Consider the following 13626-nt stretch of genomic DNA (forward strand, 5'->3'; position numbering starts at 1 on the left):
CCATTCCAGACACCAGGAGACACCCCATGAATACCCCCACCACGGTCTACGATTTCGAGGCCCGCCAGATCAACGGCAAGGACATCCCGCTGTCCGGGTTCAAAGGCAAGGTGATGCTGATCGTCAACACGGCCAGCAAGTGCGGTTTTACACCGCAATTCGGCGGCCTTGAAGAACTGCACAAGCAATACGCGGGCAAGGGCCTGGCGGTACTGGGCTTTCCGTGCAACCAGTTCGGCTCGCAGGACCCGGGCGCCGACGGCGAGATCGAGTCGTTCTGCCAGGTTAACTACGGCGTGAGTTTTCCGATGATGTCCAAGATCGATGTCAACGGACCCGCGGCACACCCCCTGTACAAATGGCTGTCGGCCGAAGCGCCGGGCCTGCTGGGCAGCAAGTCCATCAAATGGAACTTCACCAAATTCCTGGTCGGCAAAGATGGGCAGGTCATCCGGCGTTACGCGCCTACCGACAAGCCGGCGGATCTGACCAAGGACATTGAAGCTGCACTGGCGGCCTGATTTTAAGCAAAAGAGGGTGGGGCCCAATATGAATGGGCGCAAGCAGCTATCAATTCAATAGCAAGTTATGCCTGCCGGGTTTTGACGGCACGCAGGAAATCCGCGAGCGTGCGGCCCGGCACATGGTCCAGCCGGTCATCCAGCAAGGTGACCGCCGTCATGCGATCCAGGCGAAAGCTGCGAAAGTCCTGCCGGGTTTCGCACCAGGCGCCTAGCGTCCAGACGCTGCCCCAATAAAAACAGCCCAGCGGCCACAGCACGCGCCGGCTTTCCCGCTCTTGCGCATCACGGTAACGCAGCGCGACCTTGCGGCGCGCATGCACTGCTTCACGCAAAAGCTGGAGGCTGCGCTGCGTCGCCTCATCAGGATTGATCACCACGGCAAACAGCGGCACGTTCTCCGCGGCCGCGCGCGCGGCCGGCGGCAGCACCGAAAAGATTTTGCTCCAGGCCGACTCCGCATCACCCGCCATGGCCGGGTCCAGCCAGGCCTGGGCCAGCCGCACCGAAGCGGCCAGCGCATTGGCTTCTTTTTGCGTGAACATCAGCGGCGGCAGGTCAAAGCCCGAGCCGAGCCGATAACCCACACCCGCCTCGCCTTCAATCGGCACGCCCTGCTGCTGCAGGTCGGCCACGTCGCGGTAGATGGTGCGTTCGGACACTTCGAGCCGCTTGGCCAGAAATTCAGCTGTGCTCAGACGGCGGCCGCGAATCAGCTGAACAAGGTGGAAGAGGCGGTCGGCGCGGCGCATGTGGAAGCAACTGGGTTGGATGACTTAAGAGGTTGGTTAATATAGCAATCGCCCCGGGGCCACGACTGCGCGGAGCCGCTTTGCGGGGCGTTTTATGGTCCGGCCACATTCGCATCGGATCTCGATCACATCCTTATGAACATTCAAACGGTGTCGTCCGAAGACGAGTATTGGGCCGAAATCCAGCAGCTGAAGGGTTCCTACGAGTTCTTTGCCGAACAGGGAGATACCCACGGCCATATCGACGGCGACTTGCAGGATGCCATCGAGGGCCTCCTGGTTCCTTTGGTGGGTCCATGGGAACGGTCTGACGTCTGGTTCCACAATCAGGACTTCTACGGCGACGGTATCCGCTCACTGACTTTTCGTGCAGGCGACTTTCCGTGGCTTGTTGTTGTGCCTTTGCAGAAGTTGCTGGTGGGGGATGCCGCACGCTTCTGCATTTCCGTGGCAATTGCCGACACTCTCGAGTTGCATGGACAGTGGGTGGGATCCATCGCCATCCTTCAGCACCAAATAATCGGCACGCCTTATGCGGTTGAGATGCTGCGAGCGCGGTTAGGTGTTGAGTCCGGCGGTCACCTTCCACATTAAGAAGCAGAATGCAGCGCAGTTATTCTTGGGCAGGACAAGCTTGGTGGATCGGCCTTCTGGCCATCCTGTCAGCGCAAGCCCTTGCCGCCGACAGCCAATGCTTCGGCGCGGTCAGCAAGGGCCGCATCGAAGGCAGCGTCAAGCTGCCGCCCAGCGGCCCCAACTTCTCGGCATACAGCACGATGGCCGCCACGGCAGGCCGCACGCATGTGCATGCCAAGGTCGCGGACATCATCACCGCGTCCTACGCGGCGCTCCACGCCGCCAACCCATCGACCACCTATGTCTATGGCGAAACGGGCTGGCCTTCGGGTGGGCGTTTCCGGCCGCACCGCACGCACCAGAACGGCCTGTCCGTGGACTTTTTTGTGCCGGTCCGCAATGCGCAGGGAAAGTCCGTTCCCCTGCCGGCTGGCATCGGCAACCGCTTCGGCTATGACATTGAATTCAATGCTGACGCCCGGTACGACGAATACGCCATAGACTTCCCCGCCATCGCCGAGCACCTGTACCAGTTGCACATGGCCGCGAAGGCGCGTGGCGTCGGCATTGCCCTGGTCATCTTTGACGCACCCTTCCTGCCCCAGCTATTTGCCACGCCGCGCGGCGCCTACCTGAAGCAGAACCTGAACTTCATGAAGGGCAAGCCCTGGGTTCGCCACGACGAGCATTACCACGTGGACTTCGCCATTCCGTGCAAACCCGACGCGGGCTAGCGAAACGGCAACTGGCGCAGGGCGACAAGCGTCATAGGCACCGGACATGAGTTCCAATATAATGGAAAATTAATTCCATCATGACAGAATCCCCTTCCGGCCTGAACCAGCGCATCGCCGAGCGCGTGCGCGAGCTGCGCGCCGCCAAAAGCCTGTCGCTTGACGCGCTGGCAGCCAAAAGCGGTGTGAGCCGCTCCATGATTTCGCTGATAGAGCGCGGCGAAAGCAGCCCCACCGCCGTGGTGCTGGAGCGGCTGGCCACCGGTCTGGGCGTGATGCTGGCCTCACTGTTCGATGCGCCCGCCGCCCAGGCGCCCGCCAGCCCGGTGGCGCGCCACGCTGAGCAACTGCAGTGGCAGGACCCGGCTTCGGGCTACCTGCGGCGCAACATCTCGCCGCCCGGCGTGCCGCAGCCCATGCAGATCGTCGAAGTGCATTTCCCGCCGGGCGGGCGCGTCGCGTTTGAAACCGGCGTGCGCGATGCGCGTGTGCACCAGCAGGTGTGGGTGCTCGAAGGTGCCATCGACATCACCATAGGCGACGAGCGCCACGCGCTGCGCGAAGGCGACTGCCTGGCCATGCAGCTGGACCGGCCCACCATGTTTCACAATCCCACGCGAAAGCCCGCGCACTATGCGGTAGTGATCGCCACCGAAGCGGCTTGAACACCATGATGAACACCGCACCCTGGTCACTGCGGCGCCTGCCTGCCGTCACTGACGAACAGATTGCCGGACTGGTCGATGTGCTGATCGACTGCGTTGAAGGCGACGCCTCGGTGAGTTTTATGCACCCGCTGTCGCGCGAACGTGCCGCGGGCTTCTGGCGCGATGTGGCGCAAGGTGTTGCCGCGGGCGAGCGCGCGCTGCTGGTCGCCGAGGATGCGCAAGGCATTTGCGGCACGGTGCAGCTGGTGCTGGCCCAGCCCGAGAACCAGCCGCACCGCGCCGACCTGGCCAAGATGCTGGTGCACCGCCGCTGCCGGCGCCAGGGTCTGGGCGAGGCCTTGATGCGCACCGCCGAAAGCATGGCGCGCGACTGTGGCAAGACCTTGCTGGTGCTGGACACCGTGACCGGCGATAACGGTGAGCGCCTGTACCAACGCCTGGGCTGGCAGCGCGTGGGCGTGATTCCCGGCTATGCGCTGTTGCCGCGCGGCGGCCTGGTGGGCACGACGGTGTTCTATCGCGAGCTGATCTGGTAACTACAGGTCCGGGAACAGTGCCACGGGGCGCAGAGGCGCAGCTGCTGTACCAACCGCCTCAAAGTCGAGCGCCGCAAGGTCTGCGCGCATGGCCCGGGCGACCAGCCGCATGTCGTGCTCGTTGACCTCGAACAGGCCAAAGCGGAACTTGTAGCCCCAGTGCTGGCGGTTTTCCACAAACTCGAACTCGTCCAGCCAAGGCAATATGGACACCTCCCGCGCGGCCGCATAGGTCACGTCGCGGCGGAAGGGTACAAAGCCGCCGCCCATATCGAAGGCATACGGCTCGCCGGCCTGCACCACGCCTATGGAAACAAAGCGCTGGAATTTGTCTTTGCCGCCCATGGTCAGCGCGGGCGAGTAGTAAGCCACGCGATCCCCAGCCAGCACCCGTTTAAGCGGAGCGCATTTGCCATGGCACACCTGCATGTAGCCGTTGTGCGGATCCGCGCAGCCACGCCGCGCATGTTCGGCGCCAGCGACGGCTATCCAGTTCTTGCGGCCCATCACGCTCAAGCCGCGGCGTGCAGGCCGACGCGGTTGCCGTCCAGGTCGGTGATGTGCGCAAAAAAACCCAGGCCGGGCGGCAGCGCCTGGCGCGGCAAGGCGACCTTGCCGCCTGCCTTGACAGCGCGCGCCAGTGCGGCATCCAGCGAAGGCGAGGCATCGAGGTAAATCAAGGTGCCGCCGGACGCCGAAGCAGGCGCTGTGGGGCCGGCCAGGATCGCGCCCCCCACGCCCTCCTCCGCCTCATAGGGAAACACCGCGCCTTCGGACGGGCCCATGGGCTCGCGGCGCATCTTGCACTCGAGCACGGCTTCGTAAAAGGCCTGAGCTTTGTCGAGTTGGGTGCTGGGGATTTCAAACCAGGTGATGGCGTTTTTCATGGGAGGCTCCTTGTGTGAAGAAGCCTTGATGGTGCCGGGGGGCTACTGACAACGTGGTGTCAGGAGGGTGTTGGCCCCCACGCTTTTCACTTCGCCTTCGGCTGCGTGTAATGCGCTGCCCCCCGAGGGGGCGCTACGCCTGCGGCCCGGCAAAGCCGGTTCCGCGGCCCCGGCTGGCTGGTGTTCGCTCCCCTTCAGGACTTCAACGCAGTGTCGAGCACTTCGACCCAGTGCCGCACCGGCGTCGCCGTGCCGCTTTGCAGGTGGGTAATGCAGCCGATATTGGCTGAGATGATGGTTTCGGGTGCAGTGGCCTGCAGGTTGCCGAGCTTGCGGTCGCGCAATTGGTACGCGATGTCGGGCTGCAGCACGGAGTAAGTGCCTGCCGAACCGCAGCACAGGTGCGATTCACCGGCGGCCAGCTTGACGTTAAAGCCGAGTGCGCCCATCAGCGTTTCAACACCGCCGCGCAGCTGCTGGCCGTGCTGCAGCGTGCAGGGCGGATGAAACGCCAGCGCGCCGGCTTGTGCCGTGACCTTGCCCTGCAGCTCACCGACCAGCTCCGGCATGAGCTCGCTGAGGTCGCGTGTCAGCCCGCTGATGCGTGCGGCTTTGGCCGCGTAGGCGGTATCGTCCCTGAGCAGGTGGCCGTATTCCTTGACGGTGACGCCGCAGCCCGAGGCATTCATGACGATGGCCTCAACACCGGCGCCCTCACCGGCTTCCACAAGCGGCCACCAGGCGTCGATGTTGCGCCGCATTTCATCCTTGCCGCCCTCCTGGTCGTTCAGGTGAAATTTGACGGCGCCGCAGCATCCGGCTTTTTGCGCCACCACCGTTTGTATGCCGGCCGCGTCGAGCACGCGCGCCGTGGCGGCATGGATGTTGGGCATCATGGCGGGCTGCACGCAGCCTTCGAGCAGAAGCATCTTGCGGGCGTGCTGGCGCGTGGGCCATGGGCCGGCGGCCTGCCTGGCCGGCACCTTGTTTTTGAGCGATGCGGGCAAGAGGCCGCGCACGGCCTGCCCGGCTTTCATGGCAGGCGCAAAAAGCGGCGACGGCAGGCCTTCCTTGAGCGCCCAGCGCAAGGCCTTTTCGCCGGCCGGGCGCGGCACGCGCTCGTCAACCAGCTTGCGGCCGATGTCCACCAGATGGCCGTATTCCACACCGCTGGGGCAGGTGCTTTCGCAGTTGCGGCAGGTGAGGCAGCGGTCCAGGTGCAGCTGGGTTTTGCGCGTGGGTGCTTCACCCTCCAGCACCTGCTTGATGAGGTAGATGCGTCCGCGCGGGCCGTCCAGCTCATCGCCCAGCAATTGGTAGGTGGGGCAGGTGGCCGTGCAAAAACCGCAATGCACACATTTGCGCAGGATGGCTTCGGCCTCCAGGCCGTCAGCGGTGTTTTTGAATTCGGGGGCGAGATGGGTTTGCATGGTGTCAGGGCCCTTCCTTCAGGGCCAGAGCGAGGGCCTTGCGCCGTGCAGCGCGCCGGAAATCCGCATACAGCGGCGGCAAGGACAAGGTCAACAGCATGAGGGCCAGGGGCACGACCCAGATGAAACCGACGTATTTGAAGCCGGCCGCACCGACCAGGCCGCCGGCGATGAACATGGCCAGCAAGGTGCCGAAGAGCCGCACCTTGATACGGTTGGCGCGCACACGGGACTCCATGGAACTGGCGCTGCGGTTCCAGTAAAACATCTTGCCGAGCTCGATACCGAGGTCGGTGATGACACCGGTCATGTGCGTGGTGCGAATCTGGGAGGACGAGATTTTGCTGACCAGCGCGTTTTGCAGGCCCATGGTGAAGGCCAGCACCAGCACGGTCAGGGGCACGGCGAACGGCGTCTGCCGGTTCAGCGTTGCGCCAAGCAGGCCGAAGACCAGCAAAAGAACGGCCTCGAGCAACAGCGGCAGGGCGAACTCGCTGCGAAGGTGCCGGTGGCGTGCCCAATTGACCAGCACGGCCGTCACAGCCGCCCCCAGGGTGAAGGCCAGCAAGGCACCCACCGCACCCAGCACCAGTGTCAGGTTGCCGAGGATGAGGTTGTCCGCCACGATCGAGACAAAGCCCGTCATGTGGGAGGTGTACATGCTGACCAGCAGGAAGCCGCCGGCATTGACAGCCCCGGCATTGAATGCGAGCACGCCGCCGAGCAGGCGGTTGATGGTGGGCGTGCGGTGCTGCCCGGTGAGATGGCGCAGGCGGCGCATGAGCTACCAGCCCGCCGCCATGCGGCCGCGGTTCAGGATTCCGGCGGGATCGAACTCGCGTTTGAGTTCCCGGTGGATCCGGTCCAGCGGTGGTTTTAATGCATCAAATCGGGCTGTAGCGCGCGATGGATGGGCGCCAGCAGCTATAAAAAGAGTAGCATGCCCGCCGGCTTGTGCGGCAGCCGCACGCAGTGCCTCCGCGTGCCCCGCGCCTGCCCGCACCCATCGCTGGGCGCCATGCCATTCCACCAGCGGCGAATTGGGCAGGGTCAAAACAGGCGCCGTTTGCGGCAATGACAGCCGCCACAAGTCCTGGTCGGCCTGGCGTGCCTGGAACCATGGGTGCTGCTGGTTGCGGCAGGCCTGCCAATAGCCGGCCGCTTCGGTGCCGCCTTGTTTCTCACCGCCCAGCACTTTGCAGGCGGCTTCGACGGCGGCGACAGCGCCGCGCAATCGCAGATAAAGCGTGCCGACACCAGCTTCTTCGGACCAGCAGCTAGCGTTGAGCGGCAAGGGCCGGCCGCCCCAGGTGTTCAGCCAGTCAAGCGCCTGCGCCTGGCTGCATTCAAAACGCAGCGTGGCCTCGGCAGGTGCCACCGGCAGCACCTTGAGGCTCACTTCAGTGAGCACGCCCAAGGTACCCAGGGCACCCACCATGAGCCGTGAGACGTCATAACCCGCCACATTTTTCATGACCTGCCCGCCAAACGTGAGCAGCTCGCCGCGTCCGTTGATGAGTTTGAGGCCGAGCATGTAATCACGCACCGCGCCCACACTCGCGCGTGCTGGCCCGCTCAGGCCGCTGGCGACCATGCCGCCCACTGTGGCTTTTGCCCCTGTATCGTCAAAACGCGGCGGCTCGAAGGGCAGGCACTGGCCTTGGGCAGCCAGCAAGGTTTCGAGTTCAGCCAGTGGCGTGCCGGTACGCGCAGTCACGACCAGTTCACTGGGTTCGTAGCTGATGACCCCCGCGTACGGCGTCATGTCGAGGATGTCACCTTCCAGGGATTGGCCGTAAAAGTCCTTGGTGCCACCACCGCGAATACGCAGCGGCGTGCCGGCGGCAGCGGCAGTGCGTATCCGCCCGGCCAGGGAATCCATCACATCGGTGTCTGAAGGCATGGCTGGGATGGTACGTGGGTATCGCGCCTGGCGCGTTGATCTTTTTGCATGCCGCCTGTTCGGTTTTTTCAGAGGGCGAGGCTCAATCCTCGAAAAAATTGACCGGCAGACCGGGCACATCCACCCGCATCGAAAACACGCAACCCGACTCGGGATAGGCCTGCAGCTCGGCAGGGGGCCGGTTGTAGCGCGCCGTGGTGACGTAAAGCGTTTGCAGGTCGTCGCCGCCAAAACACGGCATGGTCGGGCACTGCGCCGGCACGGGAATCTCGGCCAGCAACTCCCCTGCCGGTGACAGCTTGAGAAGGCGCGCACCTTCAAACATGGCCACCCAGTAGTTGCCCTGGATGTCCACCGCGGCGCCGTCGGGCCGCCCGCCATAGCCGGGCATGCCGAACTGCCAGCCGGCAGGCTTGCCCGGCCATTGGTGGAAAACGCGGCGGTTCACCATGGCGTTGCTGTCGGCATCCCAGTCCCACGTGTGTGTGGTGTGCGTGGGGGTGTCCGTCCAGTACACGGTTGCAGCGTCCGGCGACCACGCCAGTCCATTGGCGATGATGGCGCCGCCGGCCTTGCGCTCCACCGCAGGTACAAGGCTGTTGCGGCAGTCGATGGAAAAAAGCTCGGCCACGGACTTGTCCCTTGGTTCGTACATCGTGCCGGCCCAGAAGCGCCCGCGCGGATCGGCCTTGCCGTCGTTGAACCGGGTCGTGGCGGTGTCATGGCCGGCCCGCATGAGTTGCTGGAGCTCGGCGCCCCACTCGCGGGCGCGGTAAATGCCGTCGCGCAATGCGATCACCAGGCCGCTGCCTTGACCCTGTGTACGGGCCGGCGCAATGCTGCCGGGCTCCGACGGCATGGGCCAGCTTTGTACCGTTCCCATAAAGACGTTGCAGCGGTGAATCTGCCGGCCTGGAATGTCAACCCAATACAGCATTTGCTCGTCGGGATGCCAGAACGGCGATTCACCCAGTTCACTGGGTTGTGCAACAACGGTTTGCCATGTCATGCGGCGTTCCTTGAAAGGCTGAAGAGTGGACAGAGACCCAAGGTTAGCACCGGCAGGGCCACCGCCGGAAACGACCCCCTCGCAACCCCATCCTGGCGATGGTGCAACGCCCACAAGGCACGCGCCAAAAAAAACAGCCCACCGGCTTGCGCCAGCGGGCTGAACATCCAAAGGAGATACTCAATCAGGGGGCTGCCCTGAGGCAGCCGGAATTCGTCTGACTATGAATTAACGGTTGTAGGCGGTCTCACCGTGCGAGGTGATGTCCAGGCCTTCGCGTTCGTCTTCTTCGCTGACGCGCAGGCCGATCGTGAGGTCAACCACCTTGTAGGCGATGAAAGAAACCACACCGGACCAGACGATGGTGATCAGCACGGCCTTGGCCTGGATCCAGACCTGGGCGGCGATGGAATACGCATCAGGTGCCAGCATGGCAACCGTAGTCCAGTCGGCGACGGAGCTTGGGCCACCCAGGTTTGGCGAATTGAAGACGCCGGTGAGCAGCGCGCCCAGGATACCGCCCACACCATGCACGCCGAACACGTCAAGCGAATCATCGGCGCCCAGCAGCTTCTTCAGGCCGTTCACACCCCAGAGGCAGGCGAAGCCGGCGATCAGGCCGATGATGAGGCCGCCGCCGATGCCGACGTTGCCGGCTGCAGGCGTGATGGCCACCAGACCGGCGACAGCGCCGGACGCTGCGCCCAGCATCGAGGCCTTGCCCTTCATGAGCGCTTCCCCGACGCACCATGCGAGCACGGCGGCAGCGGTAGCACCCAGCGTGTTGATGAAGGCCAGGGCGGCGAAGCCGTTGGCTTCCAGGGCGGAGCCGGCGTTGAAGCCGAACCAGCCCACCCACAGCAATGCGGCGCCGACCATGGTCAACGTGAGGCTGTGAGGCGCCATGGCTTCCTTGCCGTAGCCGATACGCTTGCCGATGCAGAAGGCGCCTACCAGGCCGGCAACAGCCGCGTTGATGTGCACCACGGTGCCGCCTGCGAAGTCCAGGGCGCCCATCTGCCAGAGGTAGCCCGCCTTGCTGTTCATGGCGTCAGCGACTTCCTTGCCGGTGTAGGCGTCAGGGCCCATCCAGAACCAGACCATGTGGGCGATAGGTGCGTAGCTGAAGGTGAACCAGATTGCCATGAACAGCAGCACTGCGGAGAACTTGATGCGTTCGGCAAAGGCTCCGACGATCAGCGCGCAGGTGATGCCGGCAAAAGTAGCCTGGAAGGCTGCAAACACGATCTCGGGGATCACGACACCCTTGCTGAAGGTGGCGCCATTGGCAAAGGTGCCCGCGACGTTGTCCCAGATGCCCTTCATGAAGAGCCGGTCGAAGCCGCCGAAGAAGGCGTTGCCTTCGGTAAAGGCCAGGCTGTAGCCATAGATAAACCACAGCACGACGATCATCGAGAACGTCACCATGACCTGCATCAGGACGGACAGCATGTTCTTGCTGCGGACCAGGCCACCGTAGAACAGGGCGAGGCCGGGCACGGTCATCATGATGACCAGCAGCGTGGAAACCATCATCCAGGCGGTGTCGCCTTTGTTGGGAACAGGCGCCGGTGCTGCGGCGGCAGCCGGTGCAGAGGCTGCAGCTGCGGCGGCGGGTGCTGTCGCTGCGGCAGGCGCGGCGGCGGAAGCAGCAGCTTCAGCCGGTTTGGCTTCTGCAGCGGAAGCGGCGGGTGCAGCTGCCGGGGCCTGTGCCATCACGGCGCCGGTCGTCAGCAGGCTCAATCCCAATACAAGGGAGGCAAGTAGTTTTTTCATGTCTATGTTCTCTTCGTTTTTTGGGGTAAGCCTTACAGCGCTTCCTTGCCGGTTTCACCGGTACGGATGCGCACGACCTGCTCGAGGTTGTAAACAAAAACCTTGCCGTCGCCGATCTTGCCGGTGCGGGCGGCGCCCTCAACCGCTTCAATCACGCGATCCACCAGATCGTCGGAGACTGCTGCTTCGATCTTGACCTTGGGCAGAAAATCGACGACATACTCTGCACCGCGGTACAGCTCGGTATGGCCTTTCTGGCGGCCGAAGCCTTTGACTTCAGTCACAGTAATGCCTTGCACGCCAATGCCGGAAAGCGCTTCACGCACTTCGTCCAGCTTGAACGGTTTAATGATGGCCGTTACGAGTTTCATTTTCAGGTTTCCTCCAGGGATGAATAGGGAAGCAGCATCGTCAAGCACCACCTCAGCCGGATTAAGGCTTTTGTACGAGTCATTGCTGATGGAGCCTCCGTAGACGCTCCAAAGGCTGGCAACTTGCGTGGACTTCTTAGCAGGTAACGTGCCAAAGACGCTTTGCATGGATGACCGGCCTGCCCCTGAACTTCGAGCGAACCTCCGCGAATTGCGCCGGATACGATGCACCAACAAAGTGCGTATAAACGCACGGTTTTGGCGCACAAACCCGAAAAGACATCACCAAGCCTGTCTTTAGTGCACAGCGGTCTTCTGCAACGTTCGTTTCTGGGACGGCCAGCACCAGGAGATCGGCGGCAAGAATGCCATGGTGGATCCTGGTACTGACACAACCAGGCAAGTGCACGGGACGAAAGTGAGCGCCACTATCGGGATGCAGCGGGGCACACCTTTCTGGTGAACCGGCGGATGGCTTCTCTCGCTAGGCGATACTCGTCTTACGTGAAGGTATGGTGCGCCTGCAACCCGGGATGGCCTCGGGTCCAGTTGTGATGCCGCCTCTGAGGGAGGGAGTTTCGAATGAGCTTGTCTTTAGTGCATAGCCGCGCCTTGTTGGGCCTGGAAGCAAGGCCCGTGCAGGTGGAGGTGCATCTTGCCAATGGTTTGCCCAGCTTTACGCTGGTCGGGCTTGCGGAAACGGAAGTCAAGGAAGCGCGTGAACGCGTGCGCTCGGCCATCCAGAATACCGGGCTGGAATTTCCCGCCAATAAACGCATTAAAGGTAGTCAAGCACTTTATTCACCAAATGAATAAGGTAGGGAGCTATCGTTTTTTGCCCTCAGTTGTTTTAACGTAGGGCCTAGAGGGCGAAAGCTCAGTAGCTCCCACACCGTCCAATTTGCCGAAGCTTTCTGATTCGACCTGCTATGCAATTTCTATCAATGCAATGGGACGCCGCCCTTAACTGCTGGTTTATCAGCGGCCTTGCTAACTGCACTGTCTTCGGCCTCGACGGCCCGAAGGTACTAGCTTTTGCCGCCTGCCTGATTACGGCACTCATCGTGGTTGGAATCGGTGCCAGGAAGGTCGCGGTGGCGAAGAGACGAAAGAAGCAAATCGAGTTTGAAGGGTCGGCACTTTGGTAAATTGCCCTTAGCTATTGGTCCAAAAGGGCAAAAAGTTGCCAAACCGGTGCGCGGTGGACCTATTTTGACTCGACTAAATACCTGCTCATGACTCTCTCCATCATTTCTGGGAGTCCATAGCCCAATCCCTCAGAAAGTTTGAGCAGCACACTGATTGTTGGTTGTTTACGGGCGACCTCAATAAGTGAGATATAGGGTCGGTCCAAGTCACATTTGCCCGCCAGATCCTCCTGGCTCATCTCTAGCGCCAGTCGTCGAGCCTTAATCTCGATCGCTAAAGCTCGCATCAAAGGTTCGTTTTTGCTTGGCCGCATCTAGCGCGACTATTGCAAAGCTGTATACTTTTGACACGTGTCTATAGACAGCTATCGACGTCGCATTGGGTATACAAGGACTGCTCATGCTTGAAGCTCTTCGCCCTAAAGCCTCAACAAGCCTAAAAGAGTTGACGCGCCTGACGGCGGCTGACTCCCAACACCTGCTGTACCCCTCAGCTCTCAAAGAGCCAGTTCTTCTTTGCCTAGCCAGAGATCTAAGGATGATTGAGCGCCTCTCATTTGAGGGGGGTGAGCTCGATGCGCCACTTGCACCTTCGCTCTTTGTGGTCTGCGAACTTTTGATGCGGCCCGGTACCAAGTACCACGCAAGCGGTCAATTCCAAATGACAGAAACCGGCCTTGCCCGAGCGATCAAGGCGCTGCAGTGTGCTGTCGAGAGAGAGATAGTCAGCCGCATAGTCGGAATAAGCAGCGAACTTGATGAGGACGACTTCTTTCTCGCCGAACTCGACGGAATTCAGTGCGAGGAAGAAGCGGACAGATGAACGTGATCTCAGACCGCGCGATTACGAAGCTCTTCCGGGGTTCGGCATGGTAGAGGTCCACGCGTTCAGCAGGAGTTAGCCGGAGACATGCGCATGGATAGCCAACACGATGCCAAATTTATTGAAGCCCTGCAGGAGGTAGGACTTGCCCCTATGCTTTCGCCAACTCGGTACATCAGCATGCTCGGCATAGACGCCAAAACACTGGCTCGAAATGCACGTGTACCAGTGAGCACAGTCACCAAGACTCCCGATGCCGCCAATATCCAACGGTATCTTAGGAACAATCTCCGCGTCATTAAGGCGGCATATGACGTCTCGGGTGGTGATCTGGCGAAATCGTTGCATTGGTTTAGAACAGAACCACTTCCAATGTTCGGCCAGAGAACCGCGGAGCAAATGGTTTCTGCTGGCCAAGTGGACGACGTTATCCGCCTGATTGATTCTTACCGCGCCGGCGCGGCAGGCTAACCACCTGCAATTTCGCCAGGA

At 61.9% G+C, this 13626-nt stretch carries 18 protein-coding genes and 1 pseudogene; 9 read left to right on the forward strand and 10 right to left on the reverse strand.

Going from position 1 to position 13626, the window contains the following annotated elements:
* The first annotated feature begins 26 nt into the window (after positions 1-26).
* Entirely contained in the window at positions 27-521 is a 495-nt protein-coding gene (locus tag AC1D11_RS20090) for a glutathione peroxidase (RefSeq protein ID WP_477647918.1), read from the forward strand.
* Between the two features lie 65 nt (positions 522-586).
* On the opposite strand, the gene AC1D11_RS20095 is transcribed toward AC1D11_RS20090, so the two are convergent.
* The gene (locus AC1D11_RS20095) at positions 587-1273 is read right to left on the reverse strand and encodes a helix-turn-helix transcriptional regulator (RefSeq protein ID WP_477647917.1); all 687 of its coding nucleotides are present in this window, start codon (positions 1271-1273) and stop codon (positions 587-589) included.
* 135 nt (positions 1274-1408) lie between these two features.
* Here AC1D11_RS20095 and AC1D11_RS20100 point away from each other — a divergent pair, with 135 nt between their 5' ends.
* From AC1D11_RS20100 to AC1D11_RS20115, 4 genes are all read left to right on the forward strand, one after another.
* On the forward strand, positions 1409-1867 hold the full coding sequence (locus AC1D11_RS20100) for a hypothetical protein (RefSeq protein ID WP_477647916.1): 459 nt from the start codon (positions 1409-1411) through the stop codon (positions 1865-1867).
* 8 nt (positions 1868-1875) lie between these two features.
* Positions 1876-2583 carry a penicillin-insensitive murein endopeptidase gene (locus AC1D11_RS20105; protein WP_477647915.1) on the forward strand — a complete coding sequence of 236 codons (708 nt, stop codon included), beginning with the start codon at positions 1876-1878 and terminating at the stop codon, positions 2581-2583.
* An 80-nt stretch (positions 2584-2663) separates the two neighbouring features.
* Positions 2664-3248 (forward strand): helix-turn-helix domain-containing protein, encoded by a 585-nt coding sequence (locus AC1D11_RS20110; RefSeq protein ID WP_477647914.1) that lies wholly within the window; start codon positions 2664-2666, stop codon positions 3246-3248.
* Between the two features lie 5 nt (positions 3249-3253).
* The gene (locus AC1D11_RS20115; protein ID WP_477647913.1) at positions 3254-3787 is read left to right on the forward strand and encodes an N-acetyltransferase family protein; all 534 of its coding nucleotides are present in this window, start codon (positions 3254-3256) and stop codon (positions 3785-3787) included.
* Here the strand turns inward: AC1D11_RS20115 and AC1D11_RS20120 are convergent, their stop codons facing one another.
* The 8 genes from AC1D11_RS20120 to glnK all read right to left on the reverse strand — a co-directional run bounded on the left by AC1D11_RS20120 (position 3788) and on the right by glnK (position 11163).
* Positions 3788-4294 (reverse strand): EVE domain-containing protein, encoded by a 507-nt coding sequence (locus AC1D11_RS20120; RefSeq protein WP_477647912.1) that lies wholly within the window; start codon positions 4292-4294, stop codon positions 3788-3790.
* 5 nt (positions 4295-4299) lie between these two features.
* Positions 4300-4674, reverse strand: coding sequence for a VOC family protein (locus AC1D11_RS20125; RefSeq protein ID WP_477647911.1), 375 nt, complete (start codon positions 4672-4674; stop codon positions 4300-4302).
* Positions 4675-4868: 194 nt separating this feature from the next.
* Complete coding sequence (glcF, locus tag AC1D11_RS20130; RefSeq protein WP_477647910.1) at positions 4869-6104, reverse strand: glycolate oxidase subunit GlcF; 1236 nt, start codon at positions 6102-6104, stop codon at positions 4869-4871.
* Positions 6105-6108: 4 nt separating this feature from the next.
* On the reverse strand, positions 6109-6885 hold the full coding sequence (locus AC1D11_RS20135; RefSeq protein WP_477651301.1) for a YoaK family protein: 777 nt from the start codon (positions 6883-6885) through the stop codon (positions 6109-6111).
* A 3-nt stretch (positions 6886-6888) separates the two neighbouring features.
* A complete protein-coding gene (gene glcE, locus AC1D11_RS20140) occupies positions 6889-8007 on the reverse strand; it encodes a glycolate oxidase subunit GlcE (protein ID WP_477647908.1) in 1119 nt (372 codons plus the stop codon).
* An 82-nt stretch (positions 8008-8089) separates the two neighbouring features.
* Positions 8090-9016 carry an SMP-30/gluconolactonase/LRE family protein gene (locus AC1D11_RS20145; protein ID WP_477647907.1) on the reverse strand — a complete coding sequence of 309 codons (927 nt, stop codon included), beginning with the start codon at positions 9014-9016 and terminating at the stop codon, positions 8090-8092.
* A 228-nt stretch (positions 9017-9244) separates the two neighbouring features.
* A complete protein-coding gene (locus AC1D11_RS20150; RefSeq protein ID WP_477647906.1) occupies positions 9245-10792 on the reverse strand; it encodes an ammonium transporter in 1548 nt (515 codons plus the stop codon).
* A 32-nt stretch (positions 10793-10824) separates the two neighbouring features.
* Entirely contained in the window at positions 10825-11163 is a 339-nt protein-coding gene (glnK, locus tag AC1D11_RS20155) for a P-II family nitrogen regulator (protein WP_007873831.1), read from the reverse strand.
* 582 nt (positions 11164-11745) lie between these two features.
* Between glnK and AC1D11_RS20160 the strand changes: the two are divergent.
* Together AC1D11_RS20160 and AC1D11_RS20165 are read left to right on the forward strand one after the other, a co-directional pair.
* Positions 11746-11943, forward strand: a pseudogene (locus tag AC1D11_RS20160) (magnesium chelatase domain-containing protein); the annotation flags it as partial.
* A gap of 164 nt (positions 11944-12107) precedes the next feature.
* On the forward strand, positions 12108-12311 hold the full coding sequence (locus AC1D11_RS20165; RefSeq protein ID WP_477647905.1) for a hypothetical protein: 204 nt from the start codon (positions 12108-12110) through the stop codon (positions 12309-12311).
* Positions 12312-12370: 59 nt separating this feature from the next.
* Here AC1D11_RS20165 and AC1D11_RS20170 read toward each other — a convergent pair whose 3' ends face one another.
* Entirely contained in the window at positions 12371-12625 is a 255-nt protein-coding gene (locus tag AC1D11_RS20170) for a helix-turn-helix domain-containing protein (protein WP_431099003.1), read from the reverse strand.
* Positions 12626-12711: 86 nt separating this feature from the next.
* On the opposite strand from AC1D11_RS20170, the gene AC1D11_RS20175 reads away from it, so the two are divergent.
* The gene (locus tag AC1D11_RS20175) at positions 12712-13134 is read left to right on the forward strand and encodes a hypothetical protein (RefSeq protein WP_431099004.1); all 423 of its coding nucleotides are present in this window, start codon (positions 12712-12714) and stop codon (positions 13132-13134) included.
* 93 nt (positions 13135-13227) lie between these two features.
* Positions 13228-13605, forward strand: a complete 378-nt coding sequence (locus tag AC1D11_RS20180) for a DUF2384 domain-containing protein (protein ID WP_431099005.1) — start codon at positions 13228-13230, stop codon at positions 13603-13605.
* The last annotated feature ends 21 nt before the right edge of the window (positions 13606-13626 follow it).

Source organism: Polaromonas sp. P1_E11 (genome assembly GCF_056405995.1).